The sequence below is a fragment of the Nocardia sp. NPDC057353 genome (assembly GCF_042667085.1).
Lineage (GTDB): Bacteria > Actinomycetota > Actinomycetes > Mycobacteriales > Mycobacteriaceae > Nocardia.
In genome coordinates this window covers 1-12,841 of the sequence record NZ_JBHVAK010000023.1, presented here as the reverse complement: position 1 = coordinate 12,841, position 12,841 = coordinate 1, and the positions used below count along the sequence as shown (strand labels likewise).

At 72.8% G+C, this 12,841-nt stretch carries 13 protein-coding genes and 1 pseudogene; 2 read left to right on the top strand and 12 right to left on the bottom strand.

Annotated features, from left to right (window positions below; translation table 11 throughout):
- Positions 1-18 precede the first annotated feature (18 nt).
- The 6 genes from ACFUUZ_RS14385 to aztB form a co-directional block, all read right to left on the bottom strand.
- A complete protein-coding gene (locus tag ACFUUZ_RS14385; RefSeq protein ID WP_378696112.1) occupies positions 19-1,377 on the bottom strand; it encodes a WD40 repeat domain-containing protein in 1,359 nt (452 codons plus the stop codon).
- Between the two features lie 357 nt (positions 1,378-1,734).
- Positions 1,735-2,319 carry a dihydrofolate reductase family protein gene (locus ACFUUZ_RS14380; protein ID WP_378696110.1) on the bottom strand — a complete coding sequence of 195 codons (585 nt, stop codon included), beginning with the start codon at positions 2,317-2,319 and terminating at the stop codon, positions 1,735-1,737.
- Positions 2,320-2,378: 59 nt separating this feature from the next.
- Entirely contained in the window at positions 2,379-3,047 is a 669-nt protein-coding gene (locus ACFUUZ_RS14375) for a S1 family peptidase (RefSeq protein ID WP_378696108.1), read from the bottom strand.
- A gap of 84 nt (positions 3,048-3,131) precedes the next feature.
- Positions 3,132-4,271 (bottom strand): zinc metallochaperone AztD, encoded by a 1,140-nt coding sequence (aztD, locus tag ACFUUZ_RS14370; RefSeq protein ID WP_378696106.1) that lies wholly within the window; start codon positions 4,269-4,271, stop codon positions 3,132-3,134.
- A gap of 20 nt (positions 4,272-4,291) precedes the next feature.
- Positions 4,292-5,182, bottom strand: a complete 891-nt coding sequence (gene aztC, locus ACFUUZ_RS14365; RefSeq protein ID WP_378696104.1) for a zinc ABC transporter substrate-binding protein AztC — start codon at positions 5,180-5,182, stop codon at positions 4,292-4,294.
- Positions 5,179-7,335 (bottom strand): zinc ABC transporter permease AztB, encoded by a 2,157-nt coding sequence (aztB, locus tag ACFUUZ_RS14360; protein WP_378696102.1) that lies wholly within the window; start codon positions 7,333-7,335, stop codon positions 5,179-5,181. Before aztB ends, aztC begins: the two co-directional genes overlap by 4 nt.
- Positions 7,336-7,394: 59 nt before the next feature.
- On the opposite strand from aztB, the gene aztA reads away from it, so the two are divergent.
- Entirely contained in the window at positions 7,395-8,129 is a 735-nt protein-coding gene (gene aztA / locus ACFUUZ_RS14355; protein ID WP_378696100.1) for a zinc ABC transporter ATP-binding protein AztA, read from the top strand.
- 58 nt (positions 8,130-8,187) lie between these two features.
- Entirely contained in the window at positions 8,188-9,081 is an 894-nt protein-coding gene (locus ACFUUZ_RS14350; protein WP_378696098.1) for an SGNH/GDSL hydrolase family protein, read from the top strand.
- Between the two features lie 111 nt (positions 9,082-9,192).
- Here ACFUUZ_RS14350 and ACFUUZ_RS14345 read toward each other — a convergent pair.
- From ACFUUZ_RS14345 to ACFUUZ_RS14320, 6 genes and pseudogenes are all read right to left on the bottom strand, one after another.
- Positions 9,193-9,237: pseudogene (locus ACFUUZ_RS14345) on the bottom strand (hypothetical protein); the annotation flags it as partial.
- Position 9,238: 1 nt separating this feature from the next.
- Positions 9,239-9,574, bottom strand: a complete 336-nt coding sequence (locus ACFUUZ_RS14340; RefSeq protein WP_378696096.1) for a hypothetical protein — start codon at positions 9,572-9,574, stop codon at positions 9,239-9,241.
- Entirely contained in the window at positions 9,571-10,176 is a 606-nt protein-coding gene (locus ACFUUZ_RS14335; protein ID WP_378696094.1) for an ATP/GTP-binding protein, read from the bottom strand. Before ACFUUZ_RS14335 ends, ACFUUZ_RS14340 begins: the two co-directional genes overlap by 4 nt.
- Entirely contained in the window at positions 10,151-10,495 is a 345-nt protein-coding gene (locus ACFUUZ_RS14330) for a DUF742 domain-containing protein (RefSeq protein WP_378696092.1), read from the bottom strand. The genes ACFUUZ_RS14335 and ACFUUZ_RS14330 overlap by 26 nt, the downstream gene beginning before the upstream one ends.
- On the bottom strand, positions 10,492-10,917 hold the full coding sequence (locus tag ACFUUZ_RS14325; RefSeq protein WP_378696090.1) for a roadblock/LC7 domain-containing protein: 426 nt from the start codon (positions 10,915-10,917) through the stop codon (positions 10,492-10,494). Before ACFUUZ_RS14325 ends, ACFUUZ_RS14330 begins: the two co-directional genes overlap by 4 nt.
- Positions 10,917-12,368 (bottom strand): sensor histidine kinase, encoded by a 1,452-nt coding sequence (locus ACFUUZ_RS14320; protein WP_378696088.1) that lies wholly within the window; start codon positions 12,366-12,368, stop codon positions 10,917-10,919. Before ACFUUZ_RS14320 ends, ACFUUZ_RS14325 begins: the two co-directional genes overlap by 1 nt.
- Between the last annotated feature and the right edge of the window lie 473 nt (positions 12,369-12,841).

Genomic DNA, 12,841 nt, shown 5'->3' with positions numbered 1-12,841 from the left:
GGCTCGATTGGTTCGGGCTCAGTGGGGAATCGTCCAGAGAGTCGCTCCGTCGCCCGGGCCTGCGCTGATCAGACGCCCCCCGTCCGGGGCGAAGGAGAGCGACTGCGACCAGCCGATCTTCGCCCAGGCGAATTCGGTGGTGCCTCGGTCGATATCCCAGACCCGAATTCCAAAAGCACCGTCGTCCGCGGCGAGTAACCGTCCGTCCGCGCTCACAGCGATCGACCAGGCGTCGTCGTGACCGACCAGGAGCGGCGCGCCGATCGCAGTCCAGGTCGTCGTATCCCAGAGCTGGATGGACTGCTCGGTGTCGACGGCGATGACGAGCGTCGATCCATCCGGAGTGAACACGAACCTCCGCGGTGCCACGTCGAGCTCGGCGATCCAACCACCGGAGTGCACGCTGTAGAGGGCCGTGGTCCCCGCGGGATTCGCGACCGCGATCACGTCCGAGCCGAATCCGAGTTCGGAGCCGCCTTGCCCGCAAGCATCGGGAATCGTCAGGGTCCGGCTGCGCTGCCGGATGTCGATGATCTCGACGGCGCGCGTGGTGCTGCTGCAGATCGCCAAAGAGTCACCGGTGGGTGAGAAGGCGAAGGAGGTCGCGTCGGGGAACTCCGCGTGGACCCGGCCCCTGTCGACGTCCCAGAGCACGGCCCTGCCGAGCGAAGCGATGGCAGCGACGATCGTGCCGTCCGGGCTGTAGGCGAGTTCATACACCCCGTCGGTGGTGAACAGCGTTGTGGTGGAACCGATCTGCTCGGTGAGGTCGGCGTTCCAAAAGGTGATCGACTTCCCGGACCGGTCGGCGGCCGCGATGGTAGAACCGTCCGGGCTGAAGGCCACGTGCTCGATGCCCGGTTGTGTCGATCGTGCCCGCAATTGCGTACCCACCGGTACGTCGCCGCGCAGCTGTATCACCACCACCGATGCCGAGACCAGCATCGCCGCGGCGACCAGCAGCACCGCGGCGACGCCGACGGCCTTTGCCGCCGGAGAGGAACGGACCTCGGTATCGCCGGGGGTCGCGGCGCGGTGCCGTCGCCCGCGAAGGGCCACGATTGCCATCACTGTCAGGACGACGGCCGCCCCGGCCATCAGGAAGGCGCCGAGCTCGAGATCGCCCGAATTGTCGATCCAGTACATCGTCACGGCACCGCAGGAGGCGACGAGGGCGCCGACGCAGACCGCTACGCCCCAGCAGCTCACGGCCGGTCTCGGCCGGAAAGCACCGCAGATCACCAATGCCGCGCCGAGCAGTGCCATGACGGTACCCGGTCCGGCGAAAGGCCCGCGCGTCCAACCGGTGAAGGTCTCGTCGACGAGTGACGGCTGCGCGGGATGCCGCGTCGAGGACCACGGCAGGACGCCTGCCACCGGACATACCAGTGCCGCCACCGCCACGACGACCAACGCGGTGATCTGCCGTGGAGTGCGGAGCGGCCGCACCCCGGGAGCTGGAGGGTGCTCGACGGAAACCGGCAGCCACAGCGCCCAATCCGGCGGAACGGGCGGCCACGATGGGTCGGGCACCCATCCGGGCTCCGGGGACCAGCCAGGCGGAGGTGCGGGCCATCCCGGCGGCGGGTTGAATCGCATAGGAAGGGCTACCTGTCTCGACGGTGACGGCTCTGGAAATGCAGAAACCGTAGCTACCGGCCTACCCCGTGAACCATCGGCCGAATAGCCGACAACGTGGCCGCCGTTCGGTCGGGAACACCGCGAGTTTCCAGGTCAGCGCCGCGAGTAGTGGGCGATGATGACGCCGGTGCCGGTGGTGATGCTGCGGGTGAGCTCGAATTCGGTGAGCGGGGCGGGGCCTTCGAAGAGGCGGGCGCCGGTGCCGAGGGTGAGGGGGTGGATGAGGAGGGAGTACTGGTCGACGAGGCCCGCGGCGTGCAGGCTGCGGACCAGGGCGGCGCTGCCGATGACGGCGAGATTCGGGCCGGGTGACGCCTTGAGGTCGGCGACGGTTTCGGCGGCGTCGCCGCGGAGCAGAACGGAGTTCTGCCAGAGGTCGGCGTCGGCGAGCTGGGTCGAGGCGACGTACTTGGTGGCGGCGTTCATGTGCGCGGTGAAGGGGTTGCCGTCGGTGGCGTCGGCCCAGGCGCGGTGGAAATCCTCCCAGGTGCGGCGGCCGAAGAGCATGTCGCCGGGCTCGCCCATGCCCGCGGCCATTTCGGCGCCCATGATCTCGTCGGTGTACTTCGGCCCCCAGCCGCCGTAGCGGAAGTCACCGCGGGTGTCCTCGTCGGGGCGGCCGAGCCCCTGGATCACCCCGTCGAGGGTGACGGACATGGTGACCGAGATGGAGCGCATGAGTCGTCCTTCCGCTGTGTGACATCAACAGCGGTGCAGACGGCGCTGCCGGGCGGAAATCATCGGGTGAGCGGATGGAACCCCGCGCCGATGTCGCCGCGCGCGTTCAGGTCGGCCACGATCGCGGTCATGGTGGTCCCGACCTGGGGGCCGAGGCAGCCGAAGGCCAGGTAGGCGTTGACCATGCCGACCAGCGTGCTGCCGACCAGGACGGGCGCGCCGGAGTCGCCCTCGAGCACGCAGAGCTGGTTCCAGGTCTCCTGCGTCGTGTTCAGCACATCGCCCCAGGCGACGCCGCAGGTCTCGCCGCTGGTGCGGCCCTTCTTGCAGACCACGGCGGGGAACTGGGCGGGGGCGCCGATGCCGGTGATGGTGGCGTTGCCGACCCGGTCCACCGGGGTCACCTTGGCGGGGTCGAACTGGATGACGGCGTAGTCCAGGTTCGGGTCGGAGTGCACGAAGCGGCCGACGACGCCGTAGTCGTGGTCGATCTCGGCGACCACGCCTGCCCCGGCGTCGCCGCAGTGCCCGGCGGTGAGCCCGACCAGCCTGCCCGCGGCGTCGTAGCCGATGGTGGTGACGGTGCACTGCGCGGCCTGGTCGACGACGATGCCGGAGCCCCCGCCCAGCGGGACGGGGGCCTCCTGGGCGGCCGCCGCGCCCGCCCCGAGCGGTACCAGGGCGAGCGCGGCGCCCGCGGTGGCGGCTCGGGCGAGGCTGCGGTTCATGTCGGTCTCCCGTCGGTGCCGCGGGGCGCGCGTCGTCCCCGTCGTACGCCTCGGCTACCCGGCCGCCCGCGGCGGAAACGGCGCTCAGTGGCCGGGCTGCACCCCGCTCAGCTCGTTCGGGATGCCGGGCAGCGTGACGGTGGCGGTGCGCTCGCCGTTCGCCAGGTCGATCCGGTGCACCTGGCTGGTGGCCGGGTCGGAGATGTAGGCGGCGCCGTCCCGGACGAAGAGCGCGGGGCGGGGCTGCTGCCAGTCCAGCGGCTCCTGCCAGGCATCGATCACCGGGATCTTGCGGGTCACGGCGCCGCGCACCGGGTCGATGACGTGCAGCGCGCCGTCGGTGCCGAGCACCAGCGCCTCGCCTGCCGGGCCGCGGCCGAGCGAGCGGAAGGTGTAACTGGTGCCGAGGTCGACCAGCCGGAGCCCGCCGGTGGTGGTGTCGATCAGCGAGATCTGCTGCGGGCGCTCCAGTTCCGCGTCCTTGTCCTGCTTGTAGTCGCCGAGCACGATGGGCGAATCGTCGCTGCCCGCCTGGTTGCCGATCCGGCCGTACGGGGTGGGGCTGGTGACCTTGGTGATCTTCCCGTCCCGGTAGATCAGCGCGCCGTTCTGGCAGCCGATCACGACGGCCTCGCCCTTGGCGGTGGCCTCGCCGTGCACGCCGGGGCACTCCTCGCTGCGGGCGATCTCGCGGCGCTCGGCGTCGAGCACGATCATGCCGGTGCGCGCCTCCTCGGTGCCGAGCGAGACCACCAGCCTGCCGTCGGCGAGCTCGATGGCGACGCCGTGGTGCGGCGCCGCGGTGGTGTAGACCTCGGTCTCCGGGGTGCCGCCCGCCAGCGCGGCGGTGTCGAAGGCGGTGACCTCGCCGCTGCCGTCGGCGAAGAGCACGGTGCGCCCGGCGTGCCTGACCACGTGGCCCGGCTTCTCCGCCGGGAACTCGGTGCCGGTGAACTGCCCGGTGGTGGCGTCCAGCACCCGGAAGGCCGAGCCGCTGGTGACCACGACGTACCGGTCGTCGCCCGCCGGGTTGAGCCGGGTGAAGCCGTCCAGGTCGACGGTGTGCCCGACCTCGAGCGTGCCGCCGTCGAGCACCGCGATGCCGCCGTCGTAGGTGACCGTCACCGGGTCGGCGACGGCGGCCGGGGCGGGCTCGTCGGCGCCGCAGGCGGTCGCGGTGAGCGCCAGCGCGCAGGCGCCGACCGCGAGTGAGCGGAACTTCATGTGCAACCTCATCTTTCGGATCACCCGGCGATGATGGCGTCGGTGTTGACGCGCATCATGTCCAGGTAGGTGGGGGCGCCGCCGTCCGGCGGGGTGAGCGATTCGGTGTGCAGCGCGGTGACCCGCACCCGCACCCCCGCCTGTTCGGCGAGGACGCGGGCGAGCCGGTCCGGCTGCGAGGAGTCGGCGAAGATCGTGGTCACGCCCGCCGCGCGCACCGCGCCTGCGAGCCCGGCCAGGTCGGCGGCGCTGGGCGAGGCGAGCGCGCTGCCGCTGGGCAGCACGACGCCGATCACCTCGAGCCCGAACCGGTCGGCGAGGTAGCCGAAGACGTGGTGGTTGGTGACGAGCTTGCGGCGCTCCGGCGGCAGCGCGGCGAAGCGCTCGGTCATCCAGCGGTCCAGCTCGTCCAGCCGGGCGAGGTAGCCGTCGGTGCGGGCGCGCACGGCGTCGGCGTCGATGCCGGGGACGTCGGCGAGCACCCGGTCCCGGATGGCCTCGACCGCGGTCCGCACCCGGCCGGGGTCGGTCCAGAAGTGCGGGTCCGGGTTGGCGCTGTCCCTGTACGGCACGGCGTTCACGTGCTCGCCGACCAGCAGCGTCGGGGTGCCCGCCGCGGCGGCGGACTCGACGTGCCGCAGCACGCCCTCCTCCAGCCCGAGGCCGTTGGCGACGACCAGCGCGGCCTGCTCCAGCCCGGCGGCCTGCTTGGCGGAGACGCCGAACGAGTGCGGGTCGCCGCCGGTCGCCATGAGCACGGTGACCGGGGCGGCGTCGCCGACGACGGCGCGAGTGAGGTCACCGAGCAGGTCGGTGGTCACCACGATCTCGCCGCGCTCGGCGGTCGGGCCGCAGGCCGCGGCGGTGAGCACCGTCAGCCCGGCGAGCACCGCCGTGAGCAGGCGCTTCACCGGCCGGCCTGGACGAGGTGCGCGGGGGTGATCTCGAGCGGGAACTCGCGGGCGACGCGCAGGCCGTCCAGGTAGTCGATCTCGTACACGGTGCGGCGCTCCGGGTCGGTGAGGTAGGCGCGGGTGGTGTCGACGGCGATGTCGGCGGCGGCGCCGGGGGTGGTCAGGGGGCGGCGGGCGAGTTCGGCGCCGGTGGCGGGGTCGAGGCCGCGGAGCACGCCGTCCGGGCCGAGCGCGAGCACCGGGGTGCCCTCGCCCGCGGTCGCGGCGGCGAGGACCGGGCCGGTGTCGAAGCGGGTCCAGGTGCCGCGCGCGACGTCGAGCAGCCAGAGTCCGCGCTGCCCGGCCGGTGCGGTGAGCGCGCTCGCGCCGGGGCGCTGGGTGAAGGCGGTGGCGCGGTCCTCCGGCGCGGTGCCCGGCGGGTACGGGACCGTGCGCGCGGTCTCGCCGGAGACCACGAGCGCGCCGGTGGCGCAGCCGAAGACCGCGCCGCGCCTGGTGACCGCGGCACCGCGCGGTTCGGGGCAGGGCTCGCCGAGGGCGCGGCGCACGGTCCCGTCGCGTTCGCGGAGCTGGACCAGCCCGCTGCCGGGATCGACGCTCACCAGGGCGCCGTCGACCGGGAGCACGAGTCCGGGCACGGTCACCGGGTCGGGCACCCGGCCCGCGTCGAGCGCGGCGCGGTCGAGGACGGCGGCGGTACCGCCGGAGTTCAGCACGGCGACAGCGCGATCGGCGGCGGCCGTGATGTCGGAGAGCGCGGTTCCGACGGGCGCGGTACTGGTGGCCGAGCCCCCCGGGGGCGCGGTGCCTGCGGGTGCACTTCCCGGGGCCGCGGTACCGACGGGCGCGCTCCCCGAGGGCGCGGCACCGGTGGGCGCGACCCCTGAGGATGCGGTGCCACCGGGCGCGGTCGGGGAGGGTGCGGTTCCGGTGGGCGCGGTGACCGTCGGCAGGGCAAGTTCGCCGCGGAGACCAGGGGTGGTGCGGTAGTAGTGCACGTGGTCGTCGTGATCGACCATCCAGGCACCGGCGTCGACGATCCGGACCGTGCCGGGTGCGGCGAGGTAGGCGTAGCGGCCGTCGCCCGCGGCGGCGCTGACCCCGGCGACCGGGTCGAGCTCGGTGATCTCCTCGGTGATCAGGTCGAGCACCCGGACCGCGCCGGATCCGGCGTCGGCGAGCACCAGCCGGGTCTGCGCCTCGGCGGTCTCCTCCGCGCCCTCCACGTAGCCGTGCGGGACCTCGGTCTCCGGCGCGGGCGCGGGGTCGGCGGCGCAGCCCGCCAGCAGCGCGGCGCTCGCCGCGACCGCCACCGCCGGGCGGGCGCCCCGGCGCAGCCGCTCGCGCACCGCGGCCAGCAGCGCCGACGCGAAGAACAGCCCGACCGCGCAGCCCGCGATGGTGGCACCGGCCGCGGTGCCCGCGTGCCAGGAGACCAGCAGCCCGACAACGGTCGCCGCCGCGCCGAAGACCGCGGCCAGCGCCATGGTGGTCGGGATCCGGTGCGCCCAGTAGGTGGCGGCGGCGGGCGGCGCGATCAGCAGCCCGAAGACCAGCAACGTCCCGGCCAGGTGGAAGGAGCCGACCACGGCCAGCGTCACCAGGGCGAGCAGCCCGAGCCGGGCGACCCGCGGCCGCAGCCCGAGCGTCTCGGCGATCCGCGGGTCGAAGGTGAGCGCGGTGAAGCCGCGGTGCCCGGCGGCGGCGAGCACCGCGGCGAGCAGCACCGCGCCCGCCAGCAGCCAGAGGTCGTCCGCGCCGATGGCGAGCACGTCGCCGAAGAGGTAGCCGGTGAGGTCGACGGCGAAGCTCTCCGAGCGGGACACGATCACCACGCCGAGCGAGAGCATGGCGATGAAGAGCAGCCCGATCGCCACGTCCGGGGTGAAGCGGCGGTTCCGGCCGAGCACCGAGACCCCGGCGGCCATGGCGACGGCGCTCGCCGCCGCCCCGACGAGCAGGTTGCCGCCGAGTAGCGCGGCGATGGCGACGCCGGGGAGCATGCCGTGCGCCATGGCCTCGCCGAGGAAGGCCATGCCGCGCACGACCACCCACGTTCCGGCGATGGCGCACAGGCAGGACACGAGCAGCCCGCCCCACAGTGCCCGTTGCACGAAGGTCACCGCGAAGGGGTCGAAGAGCCAGTCCATGAAGCGACACCCTAGAATGCAAATGATTTTCATTTCAACTGTAGTGACAGGGGACACAGATGGCCACCGAGGTGCGGCTGACCGGGATCGTCGCCGGTTACGAGGCCGGGCCGGTGCTGCACGGCGTGCATGCGGCGCTGCCCGCCGGGCGGGTGACGGCGCTGGTCGGGCCGAACGGGTCCGGGAAGTCGACGCTGCTCGCGGTGCTCGCCGGGGTGCTCGCCCCCGCGGCGGGGACGGTGGTGCAGCCGCTGGGCCGGCCCGCGCTCGTGCTGCAGCACAGCGCGGTGCCGCCGACGCTGCCGATCACCGTCCGGGAGACGGTGGCGATGGGGCGCTGGGGGGAGCGCGGGTGGTGGCGCAGGCTCACGCGGGCGGATCGCGCCCTGGTGGACGAGGCGCTCGAGGCGCTGGGGCTCACCGCGCTGGCCGGGCGGCGGTTGGACACGCTCTCCGGCGGGCAGCGGCAGCGGGCGCTGCTGGCGCAGGCGCTCGCGGCGCGTTCGCGGCTGCTGCTGCTCGACGAGCCGGGGACCGCGCTGGACGCCGAGGCGCGGGCCGCCGTGCACACGGCGCTCGACCTGGCCAGAGCCAGGGGTGTGACGGTCGTGCACGCGACCCACGACCGGGACGACGCCCTGCGCGCCGACCACTGCGTAGCGTTGGCCGGGGGCCGCGTCACCGACACCGGCACGCCCGCGGCGGTGCTGGAGGGGGCGGCGCGACCAGGCGCCGCACCGGACCGCGTCTTGACGCCCGACGTGGCCTCGACCACACTTCCTACCAGCCGGTAGCCGGACGCGGGTGTCCGGCCGACATCCGTGTTCCGGCACACAGGCGAGGATCCGAATCATGCAGCAGTCCCGGCAGTTCCCCGCTCTGCGCGCCGTCGCCGCCGCGGCGGGCGCGTGCGCCTTCGCGGTGGCGGGTGCGGGCGCCGCGCCCGCGCTGCCGCAGCCCGCGGTGTACGTGGCCCTGGGCGACTCGTTCTCGGCGGGCTCCGGGATCGCACCGGCCGCGCCTGCCAGCGGCATCCCCGGCGACTGCACCCGCTCCGCGGTGAACTACCCCAAGCTGGTGGCGCAGGCGCTGCGCCCGAGCGAGTTCCGCGACGTCACCTGCGGCGCCGCGGTCTCCGCGGATCTGGCGGGCAGGCAGTTCGGGCTGAGCGGCCTCGCCGCGCCGCAGTACGACGCACTGACCCCGGACACCACGCTGGTCACGCTCGGCATGGGCGGCAACGACATCGGCCTGGTGCAGCTCGGGGTGAGCTGCATCAACCCGCTCCCGGAGCCGAACGGCGTCTCCTGCGCGGCGGTGCAGACCGCGGGCGGCCGGGACCGGATCGGCGAGCAGATCGAGCGCTTCGCTCCCACCTACGGCGTCATGATCGAAGAGATCCGCCGCCGCGCCCCCGCGGCCACCATCGTGCTGGTCGGCTACCCGATCGGCATCCGAGACGGCGGCTGCCCGGAGACCCAGCCCGCCTGGGCGGCGGACGCCACCTACCTGCAGGGCAAGATCAACCAGCTGAACGACGTCATGCGGCGCGAGGCGGCCGAGCACGGCGCCGGTTACGTGGACCTCGAGCCCTCCACGCAGGGCCACGACGTGTGCGCGGAGCCGGGCGAGAGCTGGATGGTCGGCGTGGTGCCGACCTCGGCCGATGCCTACGTGCCGCTGCACCCGAATGCCGCAGGGCACCGGAATACCGCGAAGCAGGTGCTGGCCGCGCTCGATCGCTGACGGGTCCCGGCTCGGGGCGGATCACTCCCATTCCACCGCCGGTTCCGGCTCACCCACCGCGGCGGCGACAGCGGCGCGCAGCTTGCGCCCGGGCGGCTCGAACACCGTCACGGTGACGACTCGTTCGCGGCGCCGATACCGCAAGACCCCGACCACCTCACCGTCGGCGAGCACCGCCCCCGGCGGCGAGACAGCGCGCCGGAGCCGCTGCCGCCGCTCCCGTACCGGCACGCACATCGGCGAGGTCGTCCCGCGGGTGCACGTGCGGCGCGCCGCGCACGGACCACAGCGTGACGAGGGCGCGAGCCGGCCCGACCGGCTCCCCCATCCCGCGCCGCGCCAGTGCCTGCGCGGCGGTCCCGAGCCGCGTCTCCTGCACCCCGAGGAAGAGCAGGTCGGCACGCGCGGCAGCGCGCAGCGGCGCACCGAGCCCGTGCCGATCCCAGCGGTACCCGAGCCAGGCGCGCCGGCTCACCGTGACCGGTCGATTCACATCCGCGATTCGAGCCGGTGGAAGAGGAACTCCACCAGGGTGATGAGCGAGCGCAGGCAGGTGCTGCGGTTGCGGGCGTCGAGCCGGACGAGCGGCGTCTCCGGGGCGAGGTCGAGCGCGTCGCGGACCTCCTCCAGCGGATAGCTGCGCGCCCCGTCGAACTCGTTGATCCCCACCGCGTACGGCACCCCGCGCTCCTCCAGCACCGAGAGCACCTCGTCGGCCTTGTCGATCCGCCGCGTATCGATCAGCACCAGCGCACCCAGCGCGCCGCGGGCCAGTTCTTCCCATAGAGGAACGAACCGCTGCTGACCGGGCGTGCCGAACAGGTACAGCGCCAGCTGCGGATTCAAGGTGATCCGCCCGAAGTCCATCGCGACCGTGGTGGAGGTCTTGCCGGGCAGCCCCGCCATGTCGTCGACCCCGACGCTGGCCTCGGTGATGGTCTCCTCGGTCCGCAGTGGCCGGATCTCGGAGATGCTGTTGACGAACGTGGTCTTGCCGACCCCGAAATTCCCCGCCACCAGCAACTTCACCGACCGCGTCACCGTCTCCGGCACATAGTCGACCGACCGGTCAGGCCGGGAGAGCACGGAGCCCATTGAGCACCTCCTCGAGCAGGGCGATATCCGGGACCGCCTCCAGCGGCCGCGGACTGGACAGATGCTCACTGTCGAGCAGGTCCGAGACCACGATCTTCACCACCGACGGCGGCATATCGAGGTAGGCCGCCAGCTCGGCGATCGACAGCGATCCCTTCCGGCTACACACCGACATGACGCGCTTGGCGTCGGGGGTGGCCCCGAGCGGCAGGTCCGCCGCCGCGACCACCAGGGTGACGAGATCCAGTTCGCGGGTGGCGCGCGTGCGGCCGCTGGTGCGGACGTAGGCGCGGACCAGGTCGGGATCGCGGCGGGTCATGGCAGGCCGCCGTCGTCTCTCCGCCGGGGCGCGCTGGCCAGCTCGTGCCCGACTCTGGCGGCGAGTTCGTTCATCCGGTGCGCGACGAGCCCGACGTCGAGGTCGGCCGTGGTCGCCACCCCCAGCAGCGCGCCCTCGCCCGCCGCGGTGATCATGATCATGCCCTCGTCGTACTCGGTCATGTTCTGCCGCACCGCGTTACCGCTGGAGCCGCAGAACTCACCGAGCGCCTTGCCCAGCGACCGCAACCCCGACGCCGCCGCGGCGAACCGCTCGGCATCGTCCTTGGAAATCCCCGCGCTGTGCGCGATACGCAACCCGTCATCGGACAGCAGCACCGCGAACCGGACCCCGGGCACCTCGAGATCCTCGAGAAGCCACCCCAGTTTGTTGCTGCTGTCGGTCACGCTCGGTGTGCCCATCAGGATGTCGTCCCTTCGGTCTGTTCGGATGCGGCGGCACGGCCGCTCTTGGAACCGGACTGCCACGCCGCCGCGATATCCGGCCGCGCCAGCCCGGGGTCGGTGCGCGGGCCGCCGCTCCCGACGGCGGGCGCTACCGCCCGCCGCCTGCGCTTGGGCAGCCCGCCGCTGGTGATCTCGTGCACCGAGAAGGTGTGCTCCTCGTCGTCGGCGTCGGGGGCGGGCTCGACCGGGTCGGGGCGCAGCGCGACCGGCGCCTCGGTGCGCACCGCGGCGACCGGCGCCTCGCTCCGGGCCTGCGCGGCCGGGGCCTCGAGCCGGGGCGGTTGCGCGCCGAACCGGTCGGCGGCGGCCCGCTCGGCGGTGCCGTTCCCGGAGCGCGCGGCACCGACGCCGACCGGCTCCGGCGCGACCTCGACGGGCTCGGCGGCCTGCGGCGGGGTGATCAGCAGGGCTTCGGGGATGTAGACCATCGCCCGCATACCGCCATAGGCATTCGGCCCATCGATATACACCGTGAACCCATACCGACGCGCCAACGCCGCGATACCCGGGAAACCCACCTTCGGCGACGGCCCCAACTGATGGATATCCACCGACCGCTCCCCCGCCAGAACCTGACGCGCCTCCTCCATCTGCTCGGAATTCATCCGAACACCCGCATCATCGACGATCACGGTCACCCCGTGATGCCCCTCCTGAAACCCCACATCCACATACGACGTCGGCGGCGAATACCGCAACGCATTGTCCAACAACGTCGCAAGGGTATGCACCAACGGCTCCACCGCCCGCGAGATCACCATGCGATCCAACTGATTCGACCGCACCCGCAGATAATCCCGAACACGACCCGTGGCCCCACCCACCACATCGGTCAACGACTGCGACGGCCACCGCCGACCCGGCAACCCACCACACACGATCACATACGACTGCGCCTGCCTGATCATCTGCTGCACCGAATGATCGATCCGCGTCAACGTCGCATACACCTCGTCGTCGCGATGCTCCCGCAACGCCGCCGACACCACCTGGCTCACATCCGCACCCAGGCTCACCACCGACGTCCCGAACGACCGCACCGCACCACTGGTCGCGTCCCGCGCCGAACCACCGACCCGCTCCCGCACCGCCTCCTCGGCGGCCTGCACGGCGACCAGCGTCTTCTCCTCGCCGTCGCGGGCGGCCTGCTCGCGGGTCTCGGACTGCAGCAGCCGCAGTTCGTCGGCGTAGCGCTCGGCGGCCCAGCGCAGGCACTGGGCGAAGCGGGTGTTCTCCAGCGCGGGCGGCACCTCGACCGCGGGCGGCGGGGACTGCTCGAACCGGCGGACGGCCTCGGCGACGGTGGGCAGGGTGGTGGCGGCGAGCCGCTCCAGGGCTTCTTCGTGCAGGCGCTGCTCGGCGACGAGCGCGTCGATGCGGGCCTGTCTGCGGCGGACCACCAGCACCGCGTAGATCGTCACCGCCGCGACCAGGACGACGGCGACGATCCATGGAAGCACCAGGGCGAAATCTGAATTCATCAGCTCTCTCGTGTTGAGGGACTCGAAGATCGAGGGATCGGACGCGCACGGATCGCGGGCGAGCTACCGGGAGGCAGGCGGCGGGGCGGCGGCGCGGCACGGGAGCGGCCGACGCGCGAGGGGCTGCCTCGTCTCACGATCACCGCCTTCTGCCACCAAGCCAGCAATGCCTTCTCCGTACCCCGCGGGCACACCGTGCAATGCCCTTGCCGTCAGGTCTTTTTCACCCGGGACAACCAGCCGCGACGGAGCTGTCCGGCCACACGGAACCCGACGATGTGGCACACAGTAGCAGTATCACGAAAAAGTCTCGATCGGTCGGTGTCGGCACAATTCCGGCGTCTACGGTCCGCTTCGGGCGAATCCCTGGAAAACGCCGATCGGCCGGGCCCCGTGAC

What these genes read in the sequence shown, in the direction of transcription:
- aztA (WP_378696100.1), top strand. Translation starts at nt 7,395, where the DNA reads ATGGCCACCGAGGTGCGGCTGACCGGGATCGTCGCCGGTTACGAGGCC.
- ACFUUZ_RS14375 (WP_378696108.1), bottom strand. Translation starts at nt 3,047, where the DNA reads ATGAACCGCAGCCTCGCCCGAGCCGCCACCGCGGGCGCCGCGCTCGCC.
- aztD (WP_378696106.1), bottom strand. Translation starts at nt 4,271, where the DNA reads ATGAAGTTCCGCTCACTCGCGGTCGGCGCCTGCGCGCTGGCGCTCACC.
- ACFUUZ_RS14325 (WP_378696090.1), bottom strand. Translation starts at nt 10,917, where the DNA reads ATGGGCACACCGAGCGTGACCGACAGCAGCAACAAACTGGGGTGGCTT.
- ACFUUZ_RS14330 (WP_378696092.1), bottom strand. Translation starts at nt 10,495, where the DNA reads ATGACCCGCCGCGATCCCGACCTGGTCCGCGCCTACGTCCGCACCAGC.
- ACFUUZ_RS14335 (WP_378696094.1), bottom strand. Translation starts at nt 10,176, where the DNA reads ATGGGCTCCGTGCTCTCCCGGCCTGACCGGTCGGTCGACTATGTGCCG.
- ACFUUZ_RS14380 (WP_378696110.1), bottom strand. Translation starts at nt 2,319, where the DNA reads ATGCGCTCCATCTCGGTCACCATGTCCGTCACCCTCGACGGGGTGATC.
- ACFUUZ_RS14350 (WP_378696098.1), top strand. Translation starts at nt 8,188, where the DNA reads ATGCAGCAGTCCCGGCAGTTCCCCGCTCTGCGCGCCGTCGCCGCCGCG.
- aztB (WP_378696102.1), bottom strand. Translation starts at nt 7,335, where the DNA reads ATGGACTGGCTCTTCGACCCCTTCGCGGTGACCTTCGTGCAACGGGCA.